The sequence below is a fragment of the Collinsella sp. TF10-11AT genome (assembly GCF_003437565.1).
Lineage (GTDB): Bacteria > Actinomycetota > Coriobacteriia > Coriobacteriales > Coriobacteriaceae > Collinsella.
This window is the reverse complement of sequence record NZ_QSQW01000001.1, coordinates 1-19,648: the sequence shown is the minus strand read 5'-3', so window position 1 is coordinate 19,648 and position 19,648 is coordinate 1. Positions and strand designations below refer to the sequence as shown.

Genomic DNA, 19,648 nt, shown 5'->3' with positions numbered 1-19,648 from the left:
ATTTTGATGTTCGATGAGCCGAGTCGGCGCCTCTCACAAAAGTAACTAGGAGCTAGCGAGGCCTATCCGAATTGTCCTCATTGGCGGTGTCTTTTTCGAGCGCCGTGCGGCGGGCGCTGTAGGCGACAAGGCCGGCACCAACTGCGGCGAGCGCTGCTGCGGCTGCGGTTAGGGGGACGTTGCTGTCGCCCGTGCCCGCAAGCGCGCCCGCTTTTCCGGAGCGCTTGTTATTGCCGTGGTCTTTGCCACTGCCGGAGCTGCTTCCGCCGGAGCCGCCGCCCTCGTCAGTACCGCCGCCACTCGAGCCACCATCGCCGTCTGCCGTCATCGGGGCGTCGTGAAGTCCTGTCGCATCCGCGCTATCGCATACGCCGACCTGAACTTCTGAGCGTTCGCATGCCGCGTCGGGCACATGAAGCTCGTGCAGTACGGCACCCAGCGCCGAGTTCGCGCCTGGTCGAATTTCCCCGAGCGTTACGGGATCGAGCGCCACCAGATTACGTGCCTTCGCATACAGCGTTACGCGTTTGCCCACTTCGTCGCTCCAACTCTCGGGGATGGCGAAGCTCATGCGGAACTGTGCCGTGCAACCCGGTGCCAGCACGGCGTTGCCGTTGTCGGCTACCAGCGGGTGCGTTGCAAAACGCGCGCCCAGCGTCTCGAGCGCGTACTTTACGTGTGCCATGTCGTTGGCCGAAGTATCTTCGGCAAGCTCTGGATCGTAGATCGAAGCCATGCGTGCGTTCGCTCCGAATCCGATGGATGCGCTGGAGAACGGCTGGCTGGAGCCCTCTCGGTACAGATCGATCGTGCCGGCGGTCAGCAAAGTGTTGCCGTCGTTTCGCACCGTGACCATGAAGGATTCGCCTGCTGCTCCGGGCACCACCGCGCCTGAGGTAGCGACCGCGCCCGTCGGAGTGGCACACGCCACCAAGGGCACTTCGATGCTGTGCAGCTCTGCCTCGCTCTTCTCCGCGCTCACAATGTGCGTGGCGAGCGCGGAGAGCATGCCTCCCGACGTCAAAAATGTCGTTATCTGATCGACGGGATGGTCCAGCTCGCACATCACGAACGGCTCCGTGAACAGATCGCCTGCCAAGGTGCTGGCGAAGATGCGGAAGTGCTTGCCCATCACTGTTACCGGGTTGCCTTCTTCGTCGTAGGTTTGTCCCACCTTGCCATCGGTGTTCTCTACATAGAGCACGCACCTGCCGTTGTTGCTTACGCTAAACGACGCCGGGCCACAGCCTGCGGCACCCACGGGCTGCGTTGCAAATGCCGATGCGCCTCGCGTCCAAGTAATATGCTGCAGCTGCTCGTTGACGGTGGCCAAAAAGCCCGAATGTTGCGGCCACGGCACCGCATGGGGTACCGTGGCGTCTGGTGGCATAACGCCCCAGCCCGCAATGGACTGGCCGATCACGGCGTACGATGCGCAGCCGCAACCGTCTGCGGTCTCGTACGCAACGGGCACCACCATTTTGCCGTTGATATTCTCGGGCTCGCTCAGCTCGATACTCGACGGTGCCTGCGGAAAGCGAAGAACTTGGCGGAACGTCAGGCTGTCGCCCAAATCATCCGACCACAGGGTAAAGCATTCTAGCGCAACCTCGGCCTCGCTGCCGAGCGACTTTTCTGCGGTGGTTCCGCGGCGGTGGAGGTAGGCACCCGACAGGCGTCCGTCGACCAGCGTCTTGCCTACCGTGATGCGCGGGCACTGCAGGCAATGGTAGCCATCCTCCTGAAGGCGGCCGCGCGAGATGCTGCGCCACGACGTGTGCGATATCACGCGAACTCCGTCGTTGCTTATGTGCAGGCGCACAACGGACAGTATGCCGGATGTGCTCGCCGCATCGAAAGGGGTGTTGTCGCCGTCGCGGCGCTCGCCCGAGACCAGCAACACGTAGGCGTCTTGGTTTCCTCTTCCGTCCGTATATTCCACTACGTCGAAGTCGTAATCGTATATGCCGTCGCGCTCCACGTCGCCCTCGCCAAACCCAAGGGGAAAGTCCACGGGCGCGGGAGCGGACCACGTGCCGTTTGCCTTTGTGTGCACCACTAGGCGCGAGCGGCCATTCTCGCCGTAGCGCACCGAGGCGATACGGAATAGGTATTCTACGCCGGCAATCATCGTTAGCTTCATGTGGGCTTCGCTGAGCACGCCGGAAAACAGCACGTTGTCGCTCGAGGGTTTGACGCCGCCACGCTCGTCCTCCGACACGCCGGCAGAATTGGCGTTCGGGTCCGCAACGGCGTTCGTTGACTGACCGATGTAGGTGTACTCATACATCGGTGCGGCATTTTCGTCGTTCTCTACCAGTGCATGGACGAAATGCTCGATCTGTCCCGTGTCGTCGCTTTCTGAATCCGCCTCGAGCTCAATGCGCGTGACCGCTTGATCCCAATCGCGCACGACAGGCGCGGCGTTTACGGCAGTGGCCTTAACCTCGGCGCGTGCGAGCAGCTCGGCGTTGGTGACGATGGTGGCCGATGCGATAAACTGCGGCACACCACCTGCCTCGGTGTTGCCGGGCGTGCCGAAGCAGGCATCCAGCGTGTAAGGCGTATCTCCACCCAATGCCAGCTCAGAGCGTTGGAGCACATACTGGTCGCCATTGTTCACCGACATATTCCACGAATCGATGAGTGTGGGCCACGACCCCGACCAAGCCTTGGTGGTCCACTTGAACATTACGAACTGGAGTATCACATCGACATCGACGTCTGCACCTACGCGCAGCCGCGGAAGCTGGTGTCCATCTGCCTTCTCGTACCCAATGAACAGTGTGAGGGATGCGGCGCCACGCACAGCGGACGAAGCGACGCCTGCAATGCCGGCTCCAAAGGTGACGGCAAGTCCGATCTGGATGGTGAACGAGCCCGACGTGTTGGAATAGTCGAGCGAAATGTTCTTGAAAAACGCCGCGCCGCTGCCGTGCGTGTGGGCGCCCACGGCGAGCGCCAGTTTTGCCAGCACCCAGGGGTTGACGTTTAGGAAAAACGGCACCGGTCCTAGGGTAAACTGCTCGGTCCAATTGAGGTCGGTTCTTACCTGGAAGAGGGCCTTAATATTGCCGTATGCGGGGTCGTTGTTGTCACCCCAGGTTTTGCCCACCCAATCGTAGGCGAGCGAGCCGTACAGCTGTGTGGCGATATCCATCGTGAACAGCGGCGTGCAATGGTGGCGAAGGAGCTTGGTGTTTCTTGGATCGGTGCCCGAACCGGCACTCATACTTTTGTACTGATTCCACTTCCCCTCCATTTCGTCGAGGTAGCGGTTTGCCTGCTTGGCGCCCGACTCGCGCGGTGACTTCTTCCAGTACTCCGGATCCGGATTGCCCGAATCGTTCATATAGCTGGCTGGTTTGTATCCTCCGCCAAACAGCACGTATCCAGCAAACGAGAAATCGAAGAGGATCGGAAATGTGGGTATCCAGCACGTGAACTTATTGCCGCCGATGCCGGGAAACGCCGCGGGGAAATCAAACGGAGTGACCTCTTGGTCCATGGTAGTGGGGACGATAGTGGTCGAGCCCGATTCCGCCTTTGCGGCCGGCGCGGTGACAACGGCCATGGGGGATGAGAGCGTGTAGGTTTTGCCCTGATAGTCGAGGACAAAGCGCAGCTTGCACCCTTCCTCCAGAAGGCCCGATGCCGCGTCGAGAAACTTGTCTTCGAGTGTGAACGTCGCCAGATTATCCGCGCCTGATGCGCTGGCCTTGATCTGGCCGATCTGCGTGACGGTTTCGGGCGAGCTACCCGTGGCGGGCATTACCTTGTTGATGTGCAGCGTTGCCTGTCCACCCTGTGGCAGATGTGCCTGTACAATAAAGGCATGCGTGTCGGGTTGGTCGTTTGCCGCGTCGTCCTTCGGCAATGCCATGAACGTGGCATCAGCGTACTGGATGTCCCATTCGTCGAATGTGAGCTGGCGGAAGTACGGCTCGCCGTCGGACAGCGGACGTGTGGGTGCGGTTATGGCGGTGCCGCCCTGGATACGCGCAAGGGGAATCTCGACATCGCGGTAGCCCGCCATGCTAATGGAGATGCCGCCGTTAAAGTCGTACGCGTCGAGAAGCGTTGCCTCGTCCACGTAGTCTTCCGAAAGAGGGGCGACCTCAAAGATGGCCGTGCCTTCGTCATCGGTCGTGGCGGTGAGCTGCTTGCCTACGGCATAGCGCGATGTGAGCGTGACCTGGGCACCTGCGATGGGCGTATTCTTGTTGGCGACGTCGACCACGACTACACCAAACATGGTGCGCGAGAGAACGAGCACCTTGAAGGGATCTTCTTCGTCGGCATAGGCCGCGGTGGGCGCGAACGGCAGCAGGAAGGCATTTTCGCTTCCCGGCACGCGAGGCAACATGATGCTCGCCAGCGAGGACGCTCCAGCAACAAGTAACGAACGGCGATCAAGCATCTTGGGCTCCCATCCCGCAAATATCGGTGGAAATAATCCAATTTTGCGAGAAGACGCTTCGTGGCGGTAGTGCCGTTCGATGGCCAAAATGTCCAAATTGATCGAGCGAAGCGCTGGGTTCCGGAACGCGTTCGATGCGCTTGGCAGCCCGGTCGCTAACGCAACATATGCGCGACCAGCTCGGCGCGTGTGCCGATGCCAAGCTTTGCGTATACGCCGGATAGGCGGTTTTTGACGGTGCCCGGCGATACTCCCATATGGCGTGCGATTTCGGCGTTGGTCCACCCACGACAGGCGAGCATGGCCATGGTGAATTCCGTGGTCGTTAGATCGTCGGCCACGTCCTCGCCCGAATCGGGGTTGTGGATGCGCCGCCAGCCGTAGCTGAAGCGGTACGTGATCTCGATGATGCGCGCGAAATCGTCAGGGTATTGCGTTTTTAGGCACGCCTCGATGAGCCCCTGTAAAAGGCCGTGGTGCTCGCCGATGAGCTCGATGAGGCCGTCGGGGCGCGCAATGTCCCAAGCGGCGCCAAAATGCGCTTTTGCGGCGTCGACGTCTTTGAGACTCATGTATGCCATGGAAGCTGCCAGGTGCAGGAACAGTTCCGAGATGGGATAGCTTCCCTGTTTCATAATTAGGGCGTTTTCCGCCATGCCCAGACTGCGGCCATATTCGCCGCGCAGGTACAGGGCATGCGCCATCACGTAGCTGGCGAACAAGCGCAGGCCTTCGGGCAGATGCGCCGCAAGCGGATAAAACTCTTCGGCAGAATACGGGGAAGGCAAGTGCAGCAGGACGCTCGCGGCCGAGGCGAACAGGATATGCGTGGCGTGGACGGCGGGCGATTCCTCGTCAGTTGGCGTATCGAGGATGCCCGCAAGGCACCGGCGGGCGTCGGCGATACGGTTGAGCGACAGACTGGCGTATCCGCAGATAAAGCATGCGGAATAGCGCAGTGCGGGATCGGTGGCGTCAAGATAGGGGCGCGCCGTCTTGGCAGCAAGGGTGGCCTGTCCGCGAAAGTACAGCGCTTCTGCCGTGGCAATGGCGCGCGAATCGGGGTCGGAAATGCCTGCAACCGCAGCGTCCATCTGCCCCGGCACAAAGGCAGTGCACATCAACGGCATGGGAACGCATGGGTAGCCATCGCAGTCCATCTTCCATCTCCCAACAGCTGGCAACAATAGCAGCAATTGTACTCCTGTTGCTCGGGACTTGAATTTGTGGGTATCGCCTACGATTGTGCCGAACGTATAAAGGAAGAGTCTATTGGCGATGCTCCCAAGGTGGCTACCGAAGCCTAGCTGACCTCGACATTAGGAAAAAATACCACCCCTGTAAAAAGCTCTGTCGCAGCGATGGGAAACGCATCTCGTTCTGCATATAATGAGGTCATGTGACGGTGCGTTTGCATACGTGTAACGCATTCCCATCGAACCGAAAAGGAGCTCTGCATGGATCCCAACAAGCGTCCCGACGACATGGTGCGTATCACCACTCCCGAACTTGCCCAGGCGTTCATCGAAGAGCAGGTCGCTGCAATCCGCGAGCAGATCGGCGACAAGAAGGTCCTGCTGGCCCTTTCGGGCGGCGTTGACAGCTCGGTTGTCGCGGCCTTGCTCATCAAGGCCATCGGCAAGCAACTCATCTGCGTGCACGTGAACCACGGCCTGATGCGCAAGGGCGAGAGCGAGCAGGTCGTCGACGTCTTCAAGAACCAGATGGACGCCAACCTGGTCTATGTTGACGCGACTGATCGCTTCCTGGATAAGCTCGTGGACGTCGAGGAGCCCGAGGCCAAGCGTAAGATTATCGGCGCCGAGTTCATTCGCGTGTTCGAGGAGGAGGCCCGCAAGGTTGGCGACGAGGTTAGCTTCCTCGCCCAGGGCACCATCTATCCCGACATCCTGGAGTCCCAGGATGGCGTGAAGGCTCACCACAACGTGGGCGGCCTGCCCGATGACCTGCAGTTTGAGCTCTGCGAGCCCGTCAAGCTGCTGTACAAGGACGAGGTGCGCGTCGTGGGCCGCGAGCTCGGCCTGCCCGAGAACATGGTTGAGCGTCAGCCGTTCCCCGGTCCTGGCCTGGGCGTCCGCTGCCTTGGCGCCATCACCCGCGACCGTCTTGAGGCGCTGCGCGAAGCCGACGCCATCGTGCGCGAGGAGATCGACAAGGCAGGTCTGACCATCTGGCAGTATTTTGCCGTCGTGCCCGACTTCCGCGCCACCGGCGTGCGCGAGGGTAAGCGCGCCTACGACTGGCCCTGCATCATCCGCTGCATCAACACCGTTGACGTCATGACCGCCGAGGTGCCCGAGCTCGACTGGGCGCTGCTCAAGCGTATTACCGCTCGCGTCACCGCCGAGGTTCCCGGCATCTGCCGAGTGTGCTACGACCTCACGCCGAAGCCCGTCGGCACGGTCGAGTGGGAGTAAGCTAACTCAGCTGGTAGGCGACGAGAACTAGCAGATGTGACAAAGGGACAGTCCCTTTGTCACATCCTCGATATTATGTGCGGGATGGTACGCCACGCGGCGTGCCATCCCGTTCGTTATTTTAATGAGCCGAGTGCGCGAGTGGGAAGAGTCACGAGCATGGTCGTTCCGCGCTCCGAGCTCTTTTCGACCTCGATGGAGCCGCCGTGAAGTGCGGCGATCTCCCAGACCAGCGCAAGCCCCAGCCCCACGCCGCCGTATGCCCTGCTGCGCGATTTGTCGACGCGATAGAAGGGCTGAAAGATGCTCGTCTGGTATTGCTCGGGAATGCCCGGCCCCTGGTCGCGCACGCGTAGCAGCACGCGGTCGCCTTCGGCGCAGGCGTTGATTTGCACGGTCGAGTTGGGCGCGCTATAGCGTATGGCGTTTTCGGTCAAGTTGAACAGCAACCGATAGATCAGCGTGTCGCTGCCGATCGTTTGCGCGTCGCCCTCACTTGTAAGCGTGATGTCTTTTTGCTCGGCAAGGGGTGCCAGGTCCGTGAGCACTTCTTCGATCATCGGCGCTAGGTCAATCACATCGTTGCAAGGGACACTGCGCAGCTCGCTCATCTCGAGCAGGGTCTTTGTCATGTGCGTCATTCGCTCGGTCTGCTCCTGCAGCAGCCCGAGCAGGCTCGCTGTATCGGCGTCGACGTCGGGGTGCTCGGCGCAAAACAGCTCGACCTGGGCCTGCATGAGCGCAAGTGGCGTGCGCAGCTCGTGCGCCGCATTGCCCGTAAACTGTCTTTGTGCGGAAAATCCCTCGTCAAGGCGGACAATCATGTCGTTAAACGACGCGCTGCAGCGCCTGAGTTCAGAGGGCACGTCCTCGCTGATTTTTGTGTCGGCGAGGTTGTCGGGCCGCACGCTCTCGACTTGCGTCGCAAAGAAGCGCAACGGCCGCAGCGCATGTCCGCTTACAAAGTAGGCCAGCACGCCGCCGAGCAGCGTCACCGCCGCAGTTATATACCAGCTCGTCGCGCCAAACGATTCTTGGGCGTCGTTCACGACGATGGTCAGCGCGTCGTCGAGCTCTTTGTTTGTCGGGTCAAATGAGCTGGGCGAGGCCGCCTCCACCTTGCTGTGCGCCGACGCTTCTGCACCAATCGAGTCCATGTAGCGCATGCCGGAGTAGCCAACCAGGCAATTCATAAGTACGCAGGTCGAACATATCAGCAGTGCCGTCATCAACGTGATGCGCCACTGCAGCGACAACCGCTTCATTTGCCATCCTCCATAACGTAGCCTTCGCCGATTCGGTTGCGGATGGGGTCGTGCCCCAACGCGCCGCGCAGCTTTTTGCGCAGCGACGAGATGTGCACGCGGGTCGCGTTGCTAAAGCTGTTGACGCTGCTGTCCCATACGTGGTCGATGAGCTCCTCCTGGCTCACCGGCCGCCCCTGGTTAAGCATCAGGTATTCCAAGATGCCGGTCTCCTTGCGCGTGAGGGACAGGATCTCGTCGCCCACTGTGGCGAGGCGCGCCTTGGTGTCAAAGCTCAGCGATCCACAGGTTAGAACAACGTCGCTTTGTGTAAAGCGTCTGAGGGTAAGGCTGCGAATCCTTGCCGCAAGCTCGTCAAGATGAAACGGCTTGGTGAGGTAGTCGTTGGCGCCCGCATCGAGCCCCGCTACCTTGTCGGAGACCTCGCCACGTGCCGAGAGCACAAGCACCTTGGTCTCACAATCAGCTGTCCTGAGTTGCCTGAGCACGGTCATGCCGTCGACATGGGGGAGATTGAGGTCGAGCACGACAAGATCAAAGGTCTCGACATCGAGCAGATCGAGGGCCTGCTGCCCGTCGTAGCAGCAGTCGACGCTATAGGCCAAGTTGCGCAGGCTGCGTGCGATCGCATCGCACAGCGCCCGCTCGTCCTCGATGACCAAGATGCGCATAACGTTCTCCTTGCATAATCATTCACGCTTAACACGGATTTTATAGTCGGTATGGTCCAATGGGTCGCGAAACGAAAGGAGTGGTCAGATTGTTCAAAGCGATTAAGCCTGTGGCGCAGGTGGCTTTGCTGATCGTTGGGGTAGCCATGGTTGGCTTTGGAATTATGCGCGGCGAGGCAGATGCCGTGCTGGCCAAGGCAATCAGGCTGTGCTTGGAGTGTATCGGAATTGGATAAAAGAAAAAACACTGCATCGCATCTTTTAGCGCGATTTCGTGGATTGATTCAGGCGGCGGCGACGCTTGCGACCAATATTCACCTGCCTAACTTTGCCAAGGGCGGCATCTACCAGGGAGCGGGCAAAGCCGTCTGCGTGCCGGGCCTCAACTGCTACTCGTGTCCAGCGGCCTCGGGTGCGTGCCCCATCGGGTCGTTTCAGTCGGTGGTGGGCTCGTCTAAGTTTAGCTTCTCGTATTACGTCACCGGAACGCTCATTCTGATCGGCGTGCTGCTGGGACGTTTTGTATGCGGCTTTTTGTGCCCGTTTGGATGGCTACAAGAGCTTTTGCATAAGATTCCCAGCAAAAAGCTCTCCACGAAAAAGCTCAAGCCGCTCACGTACATCAAGTATGCCGTGCTGCTGTTTGCCGTGGTGCTGCTGCCCGTCTTGGTGGTTAACGATGTGGGTATGGGCGACCCGTTCTTTTGCAAGTACATCTGCCCGCAAGGTGTGCTCGAGGGCGCGATTCCGCTGTCCATCATGAACGTGGGAATCCGCTCCGCGCTGGGAAAGCTCTTTTCCTGGAAGCTCGCGATCCTCATTGTGGTTGCGGTGCTGAGCGTGCTGTTCTATCGCCCCTTCTGCAAATGGATTTGCCCCCTCGGCGCATTTTATGCGCTCATGAACAAGGTGTCTTTGCTGGGGATCCAGGTTGACCAGTGCAAATGCGTCTCGTGCGGCAAGTGCGCCAAGGTGTGTCAAATGGACGTGGACGTTACGCGTACGCCCGACCATGCCGAGTGCATTCGTTGCGGCAAATGCGTGGGCGCGTGCCCCGTCGATGCTATTAGCTTTCGCTATGGGCTGGGTGTGACGGGCGACAAACCCGCGCAGTCCACGCAAGCCTGCGAAAACAAATAGGTACCTATATAAGTTTCGATATAAACGGAGGAACCATGAAACTGTCAAAAATTGCAGCTCTGTTGATGCTGCCCGTGCTGGCGCTGACTCTCGCGGCGTGCTCTGCCCCCAAGGGCGACGCGAAGGGTGCTACGAGCGGCGATGCGCAGATTGCCGAGCTCATAGCGCAAAAGCCGTCGAGTGCCGAGGAGGCGGCCGAGCTGTACCAGCAGCTGCTGCAAAAGGAAAACGAGATCTTTGCGAGCGATAACGCCCTATGGGAAAAGGTGTTCCTTGCGGCCAACAAAGACACTCCCATGATTGAGGACGGCAAGAACTACGGTGACTTCTTGCTCGATACCATCGAGGGCGCCAAGGATCAGTTTGCGGCTGACGAGCTTAAGACGCTTAAGGCCGGCGCGCAGCAGGTCAAGGAGATCGAGGACAAGCTCATGGCGCTGGAGAAGGAGTTCCCCGGATGCGGCAGCACGCCCGGCGAGGGGGAGAGCGTCGATGCCTCGACCGCAGGCATGACTAACGGCGAGAGCGGGGAGACGAAGTTCCCCAGCTTTAAGGGCAAGGACTTGGACGGCAACGATGTAAACAGCGACGAGCTGTTCTCCAAGAACAAGGTCACCGTCATGAACTTCTGGTTTACCACCTGCAAGCCGTGCGTGGGAGAGCTGGGCGATCTGGAGAAGCTCAACAAGGAGCTTGCCGAGAAGGGCGGCCAGGTCGTGGGCGTTAATTCCTTTACGCTCGATGGCAACAAAGACGAGGTGGCCGATGCCAAGGACGTGCTTTCCAAGAAGGGCGTGACGTATAAGAACATCTGGTTTAAGTCGGACAGCGAGGCCGGAAAGTTCACCTCCAACCTGTACTCGTTCCCGACCACCTACGTGATCGACCAGAACGGTAACATTGTGGGAGAGCCGATCATGGGCGGCATCAACTCCGCTGAGCAGCGCGAGGCGCTCAACAAACTGATCGATCAGGCACTCGCGAAGAGCGAACAGTAAGTCCGTGGGACAGACAACTGAAGGGGAGTCGCTGGAAACAGCGACTCTTTTTTCTGCTTCGGGGTAGCATCATGGGTATACGTCGAAAGGGCACGCAGCTTTTCGTGCATTGCCCGAGCGGTGCGCGAAGCAACCAAGCTGTGAGTTTTCTTAAGCGTTCTGGGTATGGCAGTGTCAAGAATATCGGCGGCATAAGCGGCTACACGGGAAAGGTGGTGCGTTAGCTATGAAGGTGGTTATCGTTGGAGGCGTCGCGGGCGGCGCATCGGCGGCGGCACGTTTGCGCAGACTCGACGAGCAGGCCCAAATTGTCATCTTTGAGCGCACGGGTTTTGTATCGTATGCCAATTGTGGGCTTCCGTACTACATTGGCGGCGTGATAGAAGAAGAGAGCGCATTGACGCTGCAGTCTCCCAAGGGCTTTTGGGATCGCTTTCGCATTGCGGTCAAGACGAGTCACGAGGTGTTTGCCATCCATCCCGATTCGCATACGGTCGAGGTTCGCAATATGCTGACGGGCGAGGAATTTGTCGAGACGTATGACAAGCTCATCCTGTCGCCGGGTGCAAAGCCGATCCGCCCTGCGTTGCCGGGCATCGACTCGGATAAAATCTTTAGCCTACGCACCGTTGAGGACACGCTGCGTATTCACAGCTATGTTCGAGAGCGGCGACCGAGCAGTGCCGTCGTGATCGGCGGCGGCTTCATTGGCGTCGAGACGGCGGAGAATCTGTGCGAGCTGGGGCTCCAGGTGACCCTTCTGCAGCGTCCCGTCCAGCTTATGAACAACCTGGATTACGACATGGCGACCCTTTTGCATACCGAGGTGCGTGAGCACGGTATCGATCTGCGCCTCAAGGCCGATGTGACAGGTTTTGAGGAAGTTGATGGCCGCGTTGTCACCCATGTTGCGGGCGATGACCCTATCGGAGCCGATATGGTGCTGCTTGCCATTGGCGTGGCACCTGAGAGCCATCTGGCGCAAGAGGCGGGGCTCGAACTGGGCATCAAGGGGGCTATTGTGGTCAACGACCGCATGGAGACCTCTGCTGCCGACGTGTATGCCGTGGGCGATGCCGTGCAGGTCACGCATCAGGTGACCGGCGAGGACGCGGTCATTTCGCTCGCCGGCCCCGCCAACAAGCAGGGGCGTGTCGTCGCCGATGTCATAGCCGGCATGGACAGCTGCTACCTCGGATCGTTGGGCTCATCGGTTATCAAGGTATTCGACTTGACGGCGGCAAGCACGGGACTATCCGAAAAGGCGGCACACGCGGCGGGAATTGACTGCGACAGCGTGGTCCTGTCGCCCGGTTCGCATGCGGGTTATTATCCGGGTGCAACGCCCATGACCATGAAGGTTGTCTTCGAGAAGCAGGGATTGCGCCTGCTGGGTGCGCAAATCGTGGGCATCGATGGTGTGGACAAGCGTATCGACGTTCTGGCGACTGCCATCCAGGCAGGCATGCGCGGCGATAGGCTTAAGGATTTGGACCTAGCATACGCGCCGCCGTATTCATCGGCGAAGGATCCCGTCAATATGGCGGGCTTTATGATCGAGAACCTCAATCGCGGCATACTGGCGCAGTGGCATTGGGAGGATGAGCCCAACTTGCCACGCGATGGCAGCGTGCAGCTGCTCGATGTTCGTACGGAAGGGGAGTATGAGCGCGGGCATATCGATGGTTTCGTAAACATTCCCGTCGATGATCTGCGCAATCGCCTGAGCGAGCTCGACCGGGCCAAGCCGGTCTACGTGATTTGCCAGAGCGGCATTCGCAGCTACATTGCTTGCCGCATTTTGGCGCAGCATGGCTTTGAGTGCTTTAACTTCTCGGGCGGCTATCGCTTCTTTGCAGCCGTGACTGAGGCTCGCCGCGGCAGCGCTAACGTTATGCCGTGCGGGCTCGAAAAGTAGCGCGCATTGGAATGTGACAAAGTGACAGCCTCTTTGTCGCATCGGGGATGTTATATGCGGGATGGTGCGCCATGCGGCGTGCTGTCCCGTTCGTTTTTTGGCGCGGTTCGTTACATTCCTCACTGGTATCGGCCAAAAATGAGGATAGAGTAGGACAAACGCGCCGAACGTGAACGGCGGGGGAGCGGGCGAGCGCGCCCGCGCGAGAGAGGTTGCCGTCCATGCTGGATCTCAGAGTTATTTGCAAAAGGTACGTTACGCAGTCGTTTACGCAGGTAGCGCTCGACAGCGTAAGCCTGTCTTTTCGCGATAACGAGTTTGTAGCCATCCTGGGTCCCTCGGGTTCGGGTAAAACTACGATGCTCAACGTCATTGGTGGACTCGACCATTTCGATTCCGGCGACCTGCTGATCGATGGCATCTCGACCAAGGATTTCAGCGACCGCGATTGGGATGCCTACAGAAACAATCGCATTGGCTTTGTGTTTCAGAGCTACAACCTCATTCCGCACCAGAGCATTTTGGAAAACGTGGAGCTGGCGCTTACGCTCACGGGCGTGGGACATGCCGAGCGCCGCCAGCGTGCGCGTAAGGCGCTCGAGACGGTTGGTCTGGGCGAGCACGTTGACAAACGCCCGAACCAGCTTTCGGGCGGGCAGATGCAGCGCGTGGCCATTGCCCGCGCCTTGATCAACGACCCCGAGATTGTGCTGGCTGACGAGCCGACCGGCGCCTTGGATTCAACGACGTCCGTGCAGGTTATGGATTTGCTCAAGGACGTTGCGCGCGATCGTCTGGTCATCATGGTCACGCACAATCCCGAGCTGGCGTACCAGTACGCCACGCGCATCGTCAGCCTGGCGGACGGCAAGGTCACCGACGATTCCGACCCCTTTGATGTGGCCACGGTCGCACATCGCGAGGCAAAACCCACGCGCAAAACCTCGATGAGCTTTATGACGGCGCTGGGGCTTTCTGCCCGAAACCTCATGACCAAGAAGGGCCGTACGGCCATGACTGCCTTTGCAGGTTCGATTGGCATTATTGGCATCGCAGCGATTCTGGCGCTGTCCAACGGCGTAAACGACTACATCAAAAAGGTCGAGGAGGACACGCTCTCGAGCTACCCGCTCACGATTTCCAAACAAGATTACGACCTGTCGTCTATGATGGGCGGACAGGGGGGCACGGATGAGGAGGCGTCCAAGGGCGAGGACTCGTCCGATGGCGCTACCGGCGGCAAGGCTCAGGGGACCGATAAGATCCCTGTGGTCACGGCCGTAAAGGACATGTTCGCAAGTGTTAAATCTAACGATATGACGAGCTTTAAGGCATGGCTTGACGACGGCGGCAACGGTATCGACAAAGAGGTCAACGCTATTCAGTATGGTTACGGCGTGACGCCGGTTGTCTATCGTTCGAGTAAGGGCGACGAGAAGCCCGTTCGCCTTGTTCCCAACGCTATGACCGAGGCCATGAGCGGAGGCGCGAGCTCGGCGGCAACGGTGAGCATGGATTCCATGGGAACGTCGGTCTTTAACGAGATGATTGACGACCAGAGCCTGCTCGACAGCCAGTACGATGTCGTTGCCGGCCATTGGCCTACGTCCGCCAACGAGGCCGTGATGGTGCTTTCGAGCCGCGGAACGGTGGGCGACTACACGCTCTACAGCATCGGCGCGCTGGATATCGATGAGCTCAACGACCTGGTTAACAGTGCCATGACGGCCGACGGCAAGGTCAAGACGCCCAAGACCGGCAGCGACTTTACCTACGACGATGCACTGTCCACGACGTTTAAGGTGTTGTCGCCGGCCGATGCCTATCGCAAAAACGAAGAGACCGGCATGTGGACTGACATGTCTGGCGACGCCGACTTTATGAAAGCCAAGGTTGCCGACGGTATTGACGTGCGCATTGTGGGCGTGGTGCGACCCAACGAGGCGGCAAACGCGAGCGCATTGTCCCCGGGCATTGCCTATACGCATGCGCTGACTCGCCAGCTTATGGAGCGTGCTGCCGATTCGCAAATCGTGCAGGAGCAGCTTGCCCACCCCGAGACGGATGTCTTTACGGGCAAGTCTTTCGATGAACTGCAAGGCGAGGCCAAACAGGGCGTGGATTTGGGCAGCATGTTCGGTGTGGACGAAGCAGCGCTGAAGAGTGCGTTCTCGTTCGATACGTCGGCGCTCTCGGGTGCGGCCGGCGGTATAGACCTTTCTGGTATCGACTTGTCCGGGCTGGACCTTGACCTTTCGGGCGTTGGGAAGGACATCGACTTCAGCGACATCATGGCCAAAGCGCCGGCCCCAGATTTCTCGGGCATCTTTGACGGTCTGGAACTCACGCCCGAGCAGATGCAGCAGGTAGGAACGCTTGCCAACCAGCTGTTTGAGGGCTTTCTGCAGTCTGATCAGTTTAAGGCGCTGTCGCCCGAAGATCTTAAGGACGCGTCAAAGCTTGCTGCCGCATTCTCGGCGTATCTTGAGAATGATGCCGCAGCCCAGCAATGCCTGGCTCAGCTCAAGGCGTTGGGCGGCGATGCCTTGGCCGAGCGTCTGCAGCAGGTGATGGGCGACTATGTGCAAAAGCAGCTGGCTCCGTATTTGCAGCAGTCTATGGATCAGGTGATGAAGGCGGTCAGCGAGCAGATTGCGACGACGGTATCAACCCAGCTCAAGGCGGGTGCGGCAGGGTTCATGGACCAAATGGCGACGCAGATGTCTTCGAGTTTTGCCAACCTGGCGAGCGCCATGCGCGTGGATGCGGGCGCCTTTGCTCGTGCCATCCACTTCAACATGGACGCCGAGGATCTGAGCTCGCTCATGATGAGCTATGCCAAGGCGTCGAAGCTCACCTACGACAACAATCTGACCACGTTGGGCTATGCGGACGAGGCGGACCCCATTTCGGTCAAGATTTTCCCGCGCGACTTTGAGGCCAAGGAGCGCGTGCTCGATTACATCGATGCGTACAACAAGCAGGTCAAAGCTGCTGGCCACGATGAGCAGGCAATCTCGTATACCGACTACATGGGCATCATCATGGGCTCGGTGACCGACATCGTGAATACTATCAGCTTGGTGCTCATCGCATTCGTGAGTATCAGTTTGGTGGTGAGCTCCATCATGATCGGCATCATCACCTACATCAGCGTGCTGGAGCGCAAAAAGGAGATTGGCATCCTGCGCGCGATCGGCGCGTCAAAGCGCAACGTGGCCAACGTATTTAATGCCGAGACCTTTATCGAAGGCCTCATTGCCGGCGTCTTTGCCATTGTCGTCGTGGTGGCCGTGAGCTTTCCGGTTAATGCCTGGGCGCTTGCGGCCAAGCAGGTGCCCAACCTGATGAGCCTGCCCGTTCAAGACGCGCTGATGCTCATTGTAATTTCGGTGCTGCTGACGGTCGTTGCCGGCCTGCTGCCGGCTCGCAGCGCATCCAAGAAAGACCCTGTGGAAGCCCTACGCTCCGAATAATGTGACAAAGGGACAGTCCCTTTGTCACATTGGGTGGCTAGCTCGTTTTGCCCATCAATGTGATACGGATGCTTGGATGGGTGTACTCGTCAAATTCATCCTCGGGATCCGTGTCAAACGAATAGTACGTTTTGATGGGGTTGTCACTCGTCCTGATGGAGATTCTCTCGTAGAGCGAACCGTTCAAAAAAGCCTGCCTAAACTCTTCGGGGAGCTTTTGCGGTGCTAGGAGCTCGGGACTCACGGTCTTGACGTCTACGGTTTGGACGACAGAGGAAAGTTCGTCCAAGTCGAGCTCGATGCGGGCGAGGTTGTCCTCAAGGCTCGCGTCGGGGTCGATCTCTGCCGCGTAGCTCACTTCCGTGAGCGTTCCCTTGTTGTCAAAATCCAGGTACGTATAGGTCTTCTGGGCATCGGAGTCGCCGTCGTGCAGATAGCTGCGGACGTGATAGCCGTAATCTTGATATCGCTCGTAGGGGTCATCGGCGGACACGTACTCGCATGAGGGCTCTAATGCCTTGCGTGCGATGGCGATCTGCTCGGCCGCGGCCGCGGCGTTCTCCTGCATCTCGATGTTTCCCTGCGCCAGCTGCGGGATATAGGCGCCGCACACGATCGCGAGGGGCAGCGCCACAAGCGCGACGACCCACTTCTTTGCACGGGGGACAGGCACGCCACAGGCCTCTGCCATGGCCCTTGCGTTGGCGAAGCTTTCGGCAAGCACGTCTGCCGCGGTGGCGACGGCGCCTACGGCAGCGGCGACTTCTGCCGCGCCGCCCAGGTTGCGTGCGGTCTCGTTGTCGCTGTTCTTGAGCAGGCGTGCGGCGGCCTGCGTGCCAACAACGCCTGCGATTTGTGCCGAGCGGTCTTTCTCGCTCTGCTCGATGGCGAGCCGGTTCTGCATTTCCTTCCACTGCTTGCCGCGCATGCCAAAACGCGGCGCGAGGGCACAGTAGCAGAATATGACGAGCTCGATGGCGGTGAGCACCAAGGCGGTCATCATGCCCGTCTCTTGGAAGCCTTCGTGATGGAAGACGATGTCGTCGATCATTTCGAAAGGAATAATCAATAAGGGCAGCACGAATGCCATGGCAAGCGCCGCGCCGGCAACCTTGGGACAGATGCAGTATCGCTGGATGCGCTTACGTTCTTGTTCGGAAAGTGTTGCCATGGCTGATCCTTGGTGTCGTAACGGTCGTTGCGGCGCATGGGGCGCGGGGCGCATCAGTTTGAGCTAGCGCTGGATAAGAACATAGAGCAAGATGCTCATCGCGATGAGCAAGAAGCCTGCGATGTTAAACATCAGTGTGGCAAAGTTGCCCACGATGGGGCGTTCGACATAGCTTTTGTCTGGGTTGCTGGGGTTGTAGTACACGGTCATTTGGCTACCGAGGGGCCAAAGCTGCTCCGCGAGGGTGCCTAGGCGGGCGATGGGGCCTGTCTGCACGTGCAGCCAGCCCTTGGCGTCTTCGTAGGCGGTGGCTTGCGTGCGGATGGGGAGTCCCGACAAGCTTTTGGTCTTTATGCCACGGAATTGTTTTTTCGCGCGGTATTGCGTGCCGTCGACGGTGTATTCCAAAACGGGATTCATTCTGCCTTCACCCATAAAGCGATGGTCGATGACCGTCCCCATGGTCACGGCGGTACAGGCCTTGGCTTTTTTGCGGGCGGCGGCCTTCATGAGCGCGCTCACTCCGATAAGCAGGATGCCGATGCCCCCAACCAAGATGAGCGCGAGCAGGGATATCTGCGACGTGGTCACGGCGTTCTCCTTTGGCGCGATACCGTCATATGTGACCCAGTATAGAGAATCCCGCCATCGATGAGCTATTGCGGGGGGGGGTCAATTCTGAATGTGACAAATGGACTGTTCCTTTGTCACATCGGGGACTGCGGAATCGAGGTCTAATACTTTTCCCGAGAAGTGAACGAGTGAAAACGGACTCCCGAAGCATCGACACTTTTGGCGTGCAATTTCCTGCGATTTTGCCAGTCAAATCCTGCGGTTTTGACGCCTAAAAATGTCAATGCTTCGGGGGTCCAAATACAGCCGTTCACTTCTCGGGAAAAGCATTAGACCTCGAAATATGGGCGGCGTTCGCGAACGGCAACTAGCTTGCGTCCGGTAGCCGGCACTTGGGGCAAAGGGACTGCCCTTTTGCCCCTTCACCATTGCATCGTATCTGGTGTGGAAAAAATATCGCCTGCGTTCTCGCGCCTGCGAAGAGTTCCTGAACCGCTTGAATGGGATGTGACAAAGGGACTGTCCCTTTGTCACATTGATTTGAGAGTGGATGTTGATGAATTTATCGCTGGCCCCTATGGAGGGGATTACCGGGCATGTGTTCCGTCGCGTGCATGCGGAGTGCTTTGGCGCGCTCGATTGTTATTACACGCCGTTTTTGCCGCCGCCGCGGGTGGGCAACCGCTTTGGTGGCAAGGCGTTTAAAGAGGTCGATCCTGCCAATAACCAGGGGCTTAACGTAGTACCTCAGCTGATGTCCAAGAATGCGGACGAGTTTGTGTGGGCGGCGCAGGTGCTCGCCGAGATGGGGTACCGCGAGGTCAATCTCAACCTTGGCTGCCCCTCGGGTACGGTTGTTGCCAAAGGCAAGGGTTCGGGCTTTCTGCGCAACCTGGATGAGCTCGAGGTGTTCTTGAGCGACGTGTGCGAACGCTCACCCTTGCCGGTGTCGGTCAAGACCAGGCTGGGGTTGGAAAGCGATGACGAGTACGAACGCGTGCTCGACCTCTATTGCCGCATGCCGCTGGCAGAGCTGATCGTGCATCCGCGCGTGCAAAAGGACCGTTATACGGGCTCGCCGCGTAAAGAGTTTTACGGCGAGACGTTGGAGCGGGCGCCGTTTCCCGTGGCCTATAACGGCGACATCTTTGATCTTGAGGACATGGATGCGCTGGTGGGGGCCTATCCCGGAACACGCCACGTAATGTTGGGGCGCGGCTTGCTCGCGAATCCCGCGCTGGCTCGCATGGTTAAGGGCGGCTCTGCCGCCACGGCTGCCGAGTTGCAGCGCTTCCACGACACGCTGTTTGCGGCCTATGCGGACGAGATTGGGGGCAACGCGGTCTTTCGCATGAAGGAATGGTGGTTCTACGCCAAATGTGCCTTCGCCGATCCCGCTACCGTGCACAAGCTCGTGCGCAAGACCAAAAAGGTCGACGAATACCGCGCCGCCGTCGAGCGCGTCTTTCGCGAGCAGCCGCTCGCGCCTGTTGCCCGCTTTTGTGGCTACTAGTCGTTGGGGACGTTCTTTAACGACTAGTCATTCAAGAACGTCCATTACAGTCGAAATTGTCAGCC

The 19,648-nt window shown here is 59.0% G+C and carries 13 protein-coding genes; 7 read left to right on the top strand and 6 right to left on the bottom strand.

Features of this window, described 5'->3' with window-relative positions; genetic code table 11:
• Positions 1–52 precede the first annotated feature (52 nt).
• Entirely contained in the window at positions 53–4,420 is a 4,368-nt protein-coding gene (locus tag DXC99_RS00070) for a hypothetical protein (RefSeq protein WP_117628860.1), read from the bottom strand.
• A gap of 155 nt (positions 4,421–4,575) precedes the next feature.
• Complete coding sequence (locus tag DXC99_RS10395) at positions 4,576–5,580, bottom strand: helix-turn-helix transcriptional regulator (RefSeq protein WP_055252404.1); 1,005 nt, start codon at positions 5,578–5,580, stop codon at positions 4,576–4,578.
• A gap of 297 nt (positions 5,581–5,877) precedes the next feature.
• Here DXC99_RS10395 and guaA point away from each other — a divergent pair, with 297 nt between their 5' ends.
• A complete protein-coding gene (gene guaA, locus DXC99_RS00060; RefSeq protein ID WP_082435590.1) occupies positions 5,878–6,858 on the top strand; it encodes a glutamine-hydrolyzing GMP synthase in 981 nt (326 codons plus the stop codon).
• A gap of 116 nt (positions 6,859–6,974) precedes the next feature.
• Here the strand turns inward: guaA and DXC99_RS00055 are convergent, their stop codons facing one another.
• Positions 6,975–8,123, bottom strand: a complete 1,149-nt coding sequence (locus DXC99_RS00055; protein WP_117628859.1) for a HAMP domain-containing sensor histidine kinase — start codon at positions 8,121–8,123, stop codon at positions 6,975–6,977.
• Positions 8,120–8,794 (bottom strand): response regulator transcription factor, encoded by a 675-nt coding sequence (locus DXC99_RS00050; protein ID WP_055252402.1) that lies wholly within the window; start codon positions 8,792–8,794, stop codon positions 8,120–8,122. Before DXC99_RS00050 ends, DXC99_RS00055 begins: the two co-directional genes overlap by 4 nt.
• 89 nt (positions 8,795–8,883) lie before the next feature.
• Here DXC99_RS00050 and DXC99_RS00045 point away from each other — a divergent pair, with 89 nt between their 5' ends.
• From DXC99_RS00045 to DXC99_RS00025, 5 genes are all read left to right on the top strand, one after another.
• Positions 8,884–9,030, top strand: a complete 147-nt coding sequence (locus tag DXC99_RS00045; RefSeq protein WP_197032826.1) for a CD1871A family CXXC motif-containing protein — start codon at positions 8,884–8,886, stop codon at positions 9,028–9,030.
• Positions 9,023–9,934 (top strand): 4Fe-4S binding protein, encoded by a 912-nt coding sequence (locus tag DXC99_RS00040; RefSeq protein ID WP_055252400.1) that lies wholly within the window; start codon positions 9,023–9,025, stop codon positions 9,932–9,934. Before DXC99_RS00045 ends, DXC99_RS00040 begins: the two co-directional genes overlap by 8 nt.
• Before the next feature lie 35 nt (positions 9,935–9,969).
• On the top strand, positions 9,970–10,932 hold the full coding sequence (locus DXC99_RS00035; RefSeq protein WP_117583291.1) for a redoxin domain-containing protein: 963 nt from the start codon (positions 9,970–9,972) through the stop codon (positions 10,930–10,932).
• A 226-nt stretch (positions 10,933–11,158) separates the two neighbouring features.
• Positions 11,159–12,850 carry an FAD-dependent oxidoreductase gene (locus DXC99_RS00030; RefSeq protein WP_117583290.1) on the top strand — a complete coding sequence of 564 codons (1,692 nt, stop codon included), beginning with the start codon at positions 11,159–11,161 and terminating at the stop codon, positions 12,848–12,850.
• 221 nt (positions 12,851–13,071) lie between these two features.
• Positions 13,072–16,326: an ABC transporter ATP-binding protein/permease gene (locus DXC99_RS00025; protein WP_117628858.1), complete on the top strand. Its 3,255-nt coding sequence runs from the start codon at positions 13,072–13,074 to the stop codon at positions 16,324–16,326.
• Positions 16,327–16,363: 37 nt separating this feature from the next.
• Here DXC99_RS00025 and DXC99_RS00020 read toward each other — a convergent pair whose 3' ends face one another.
• Positions 16,364–17,497 (bottom strand): hypothetical protein, encoded by a 1,134-nt coding sequence (locus DXC99_RS00020; RefSeq protein WP_117583288.1) that lies wholly within the window; start codon positions 17,495–17,497, stop codon positions 16,364–16,366.
• Between the two features lie 63 nt (positions 17,498–17,560).
• Positions 17,561–18,088 carry a DUF3592 domain-containing protein gene (locus DXC99_RS00015; RefSeq protein WP_117583287.1) on the bottom strand — a complete coding sequence of 176 codons (528 nt, stop codon included), beginning with the start codon at positions 18,086–18,088 and terminating at the stop codon, positions 17,561–17,563.
• 538 nt (positions 18,089–18,626) lie between these two features.
• Here DXC99_RS00015 and DXC99_RS00005 point away from each other — a divergent pair.
• Positions 18,627–19,583, top strand: coding sequence for a tRNA-dihydrouridine synthase (locus DXC99_RS00005; protein WP_117583392.1), 957 nt, complete (start codon positions 18,627–18,629; stop codon positions 19,581–19,583).
• The last annotated feature ends 65 nt before the right edge of the window (positions 19,584–19,648 follow it).

Excerpts from the sequence above, each read along its gene's own strand:
- DXC99_RS00005 (WP_117583392.1), top strand. The coding sequence starts at position 18,627 with ATGAATTTATCGCTGGCCCCTATGGAGGGGATTACCGGGCATGTGTTC.
- DXC99_RS00030 (WP_117583290.1), top strand. The coding sequence starts at position 11,159 with ATGAAGGTGGTTATCGTTGGAGGCGTCGCGGGCGGCGCATCGGCGGCG.
- DXC99_RS00035 (WP_117583291.1), top strand. The coding sequence starts at position 9,970 with ATGAAACTGTCAAAAATTGCAGCTCTGTTGATGCTGCCCGTGCTGGCG.
- DXC99_RS00055 (WP_117628859.1), bottom strand. The coding sequence starts at position 8,123 with ATGAAGCGGTTGTCGCTGCAGTGGCGCATCACGTTGATGACGGCACTG.
- DXC99_RS00050 (WP_055252402.1), bottom strand. The coding sequence starts at position 8,794 with ATGCGCATCTTGGTCATCGAGGACGAGCGGGCGCTGTGCGATGCGATC.
- guaA (WP_082435590.1), top strand. The coding sequence starts at position 5,878 with ATGGATCCCAACAAGCGTCCCGACGACATGGTGCGTATCACCACTCCC.
- DXC99_RS00020 (WP_117583288.1), bottom strand. The coding sequence starts at position 17,497 with ATGGCAACACTTTCCGAACAAGAACGTAAGCGCATCCAGCGATACTGC.
- DXC99_RS00025 (WP_117628858.1), top strand. The coding sequence starts at position 13,072 with ATGCTGGATCTCAGAGTTATTTGCAAAAGGTACGTTACGCAGTCGTTT.
- DXC99_RS10395 (WP_055252404.1), bottom strand. The coding sequence starts at position 5,580 with ATGGACTGCGATGGCTACCCATGCGTTCCCATGCCGTTGATGTGCACT.
- DXC99_RS00070 (WP_117628860.1), bottom strand. The coding sequence starts at position 4,420 with ATGCTTGATCGCCGTTCGTTACTTGTTGCTGGAGCGTCCTCGCTGGCG.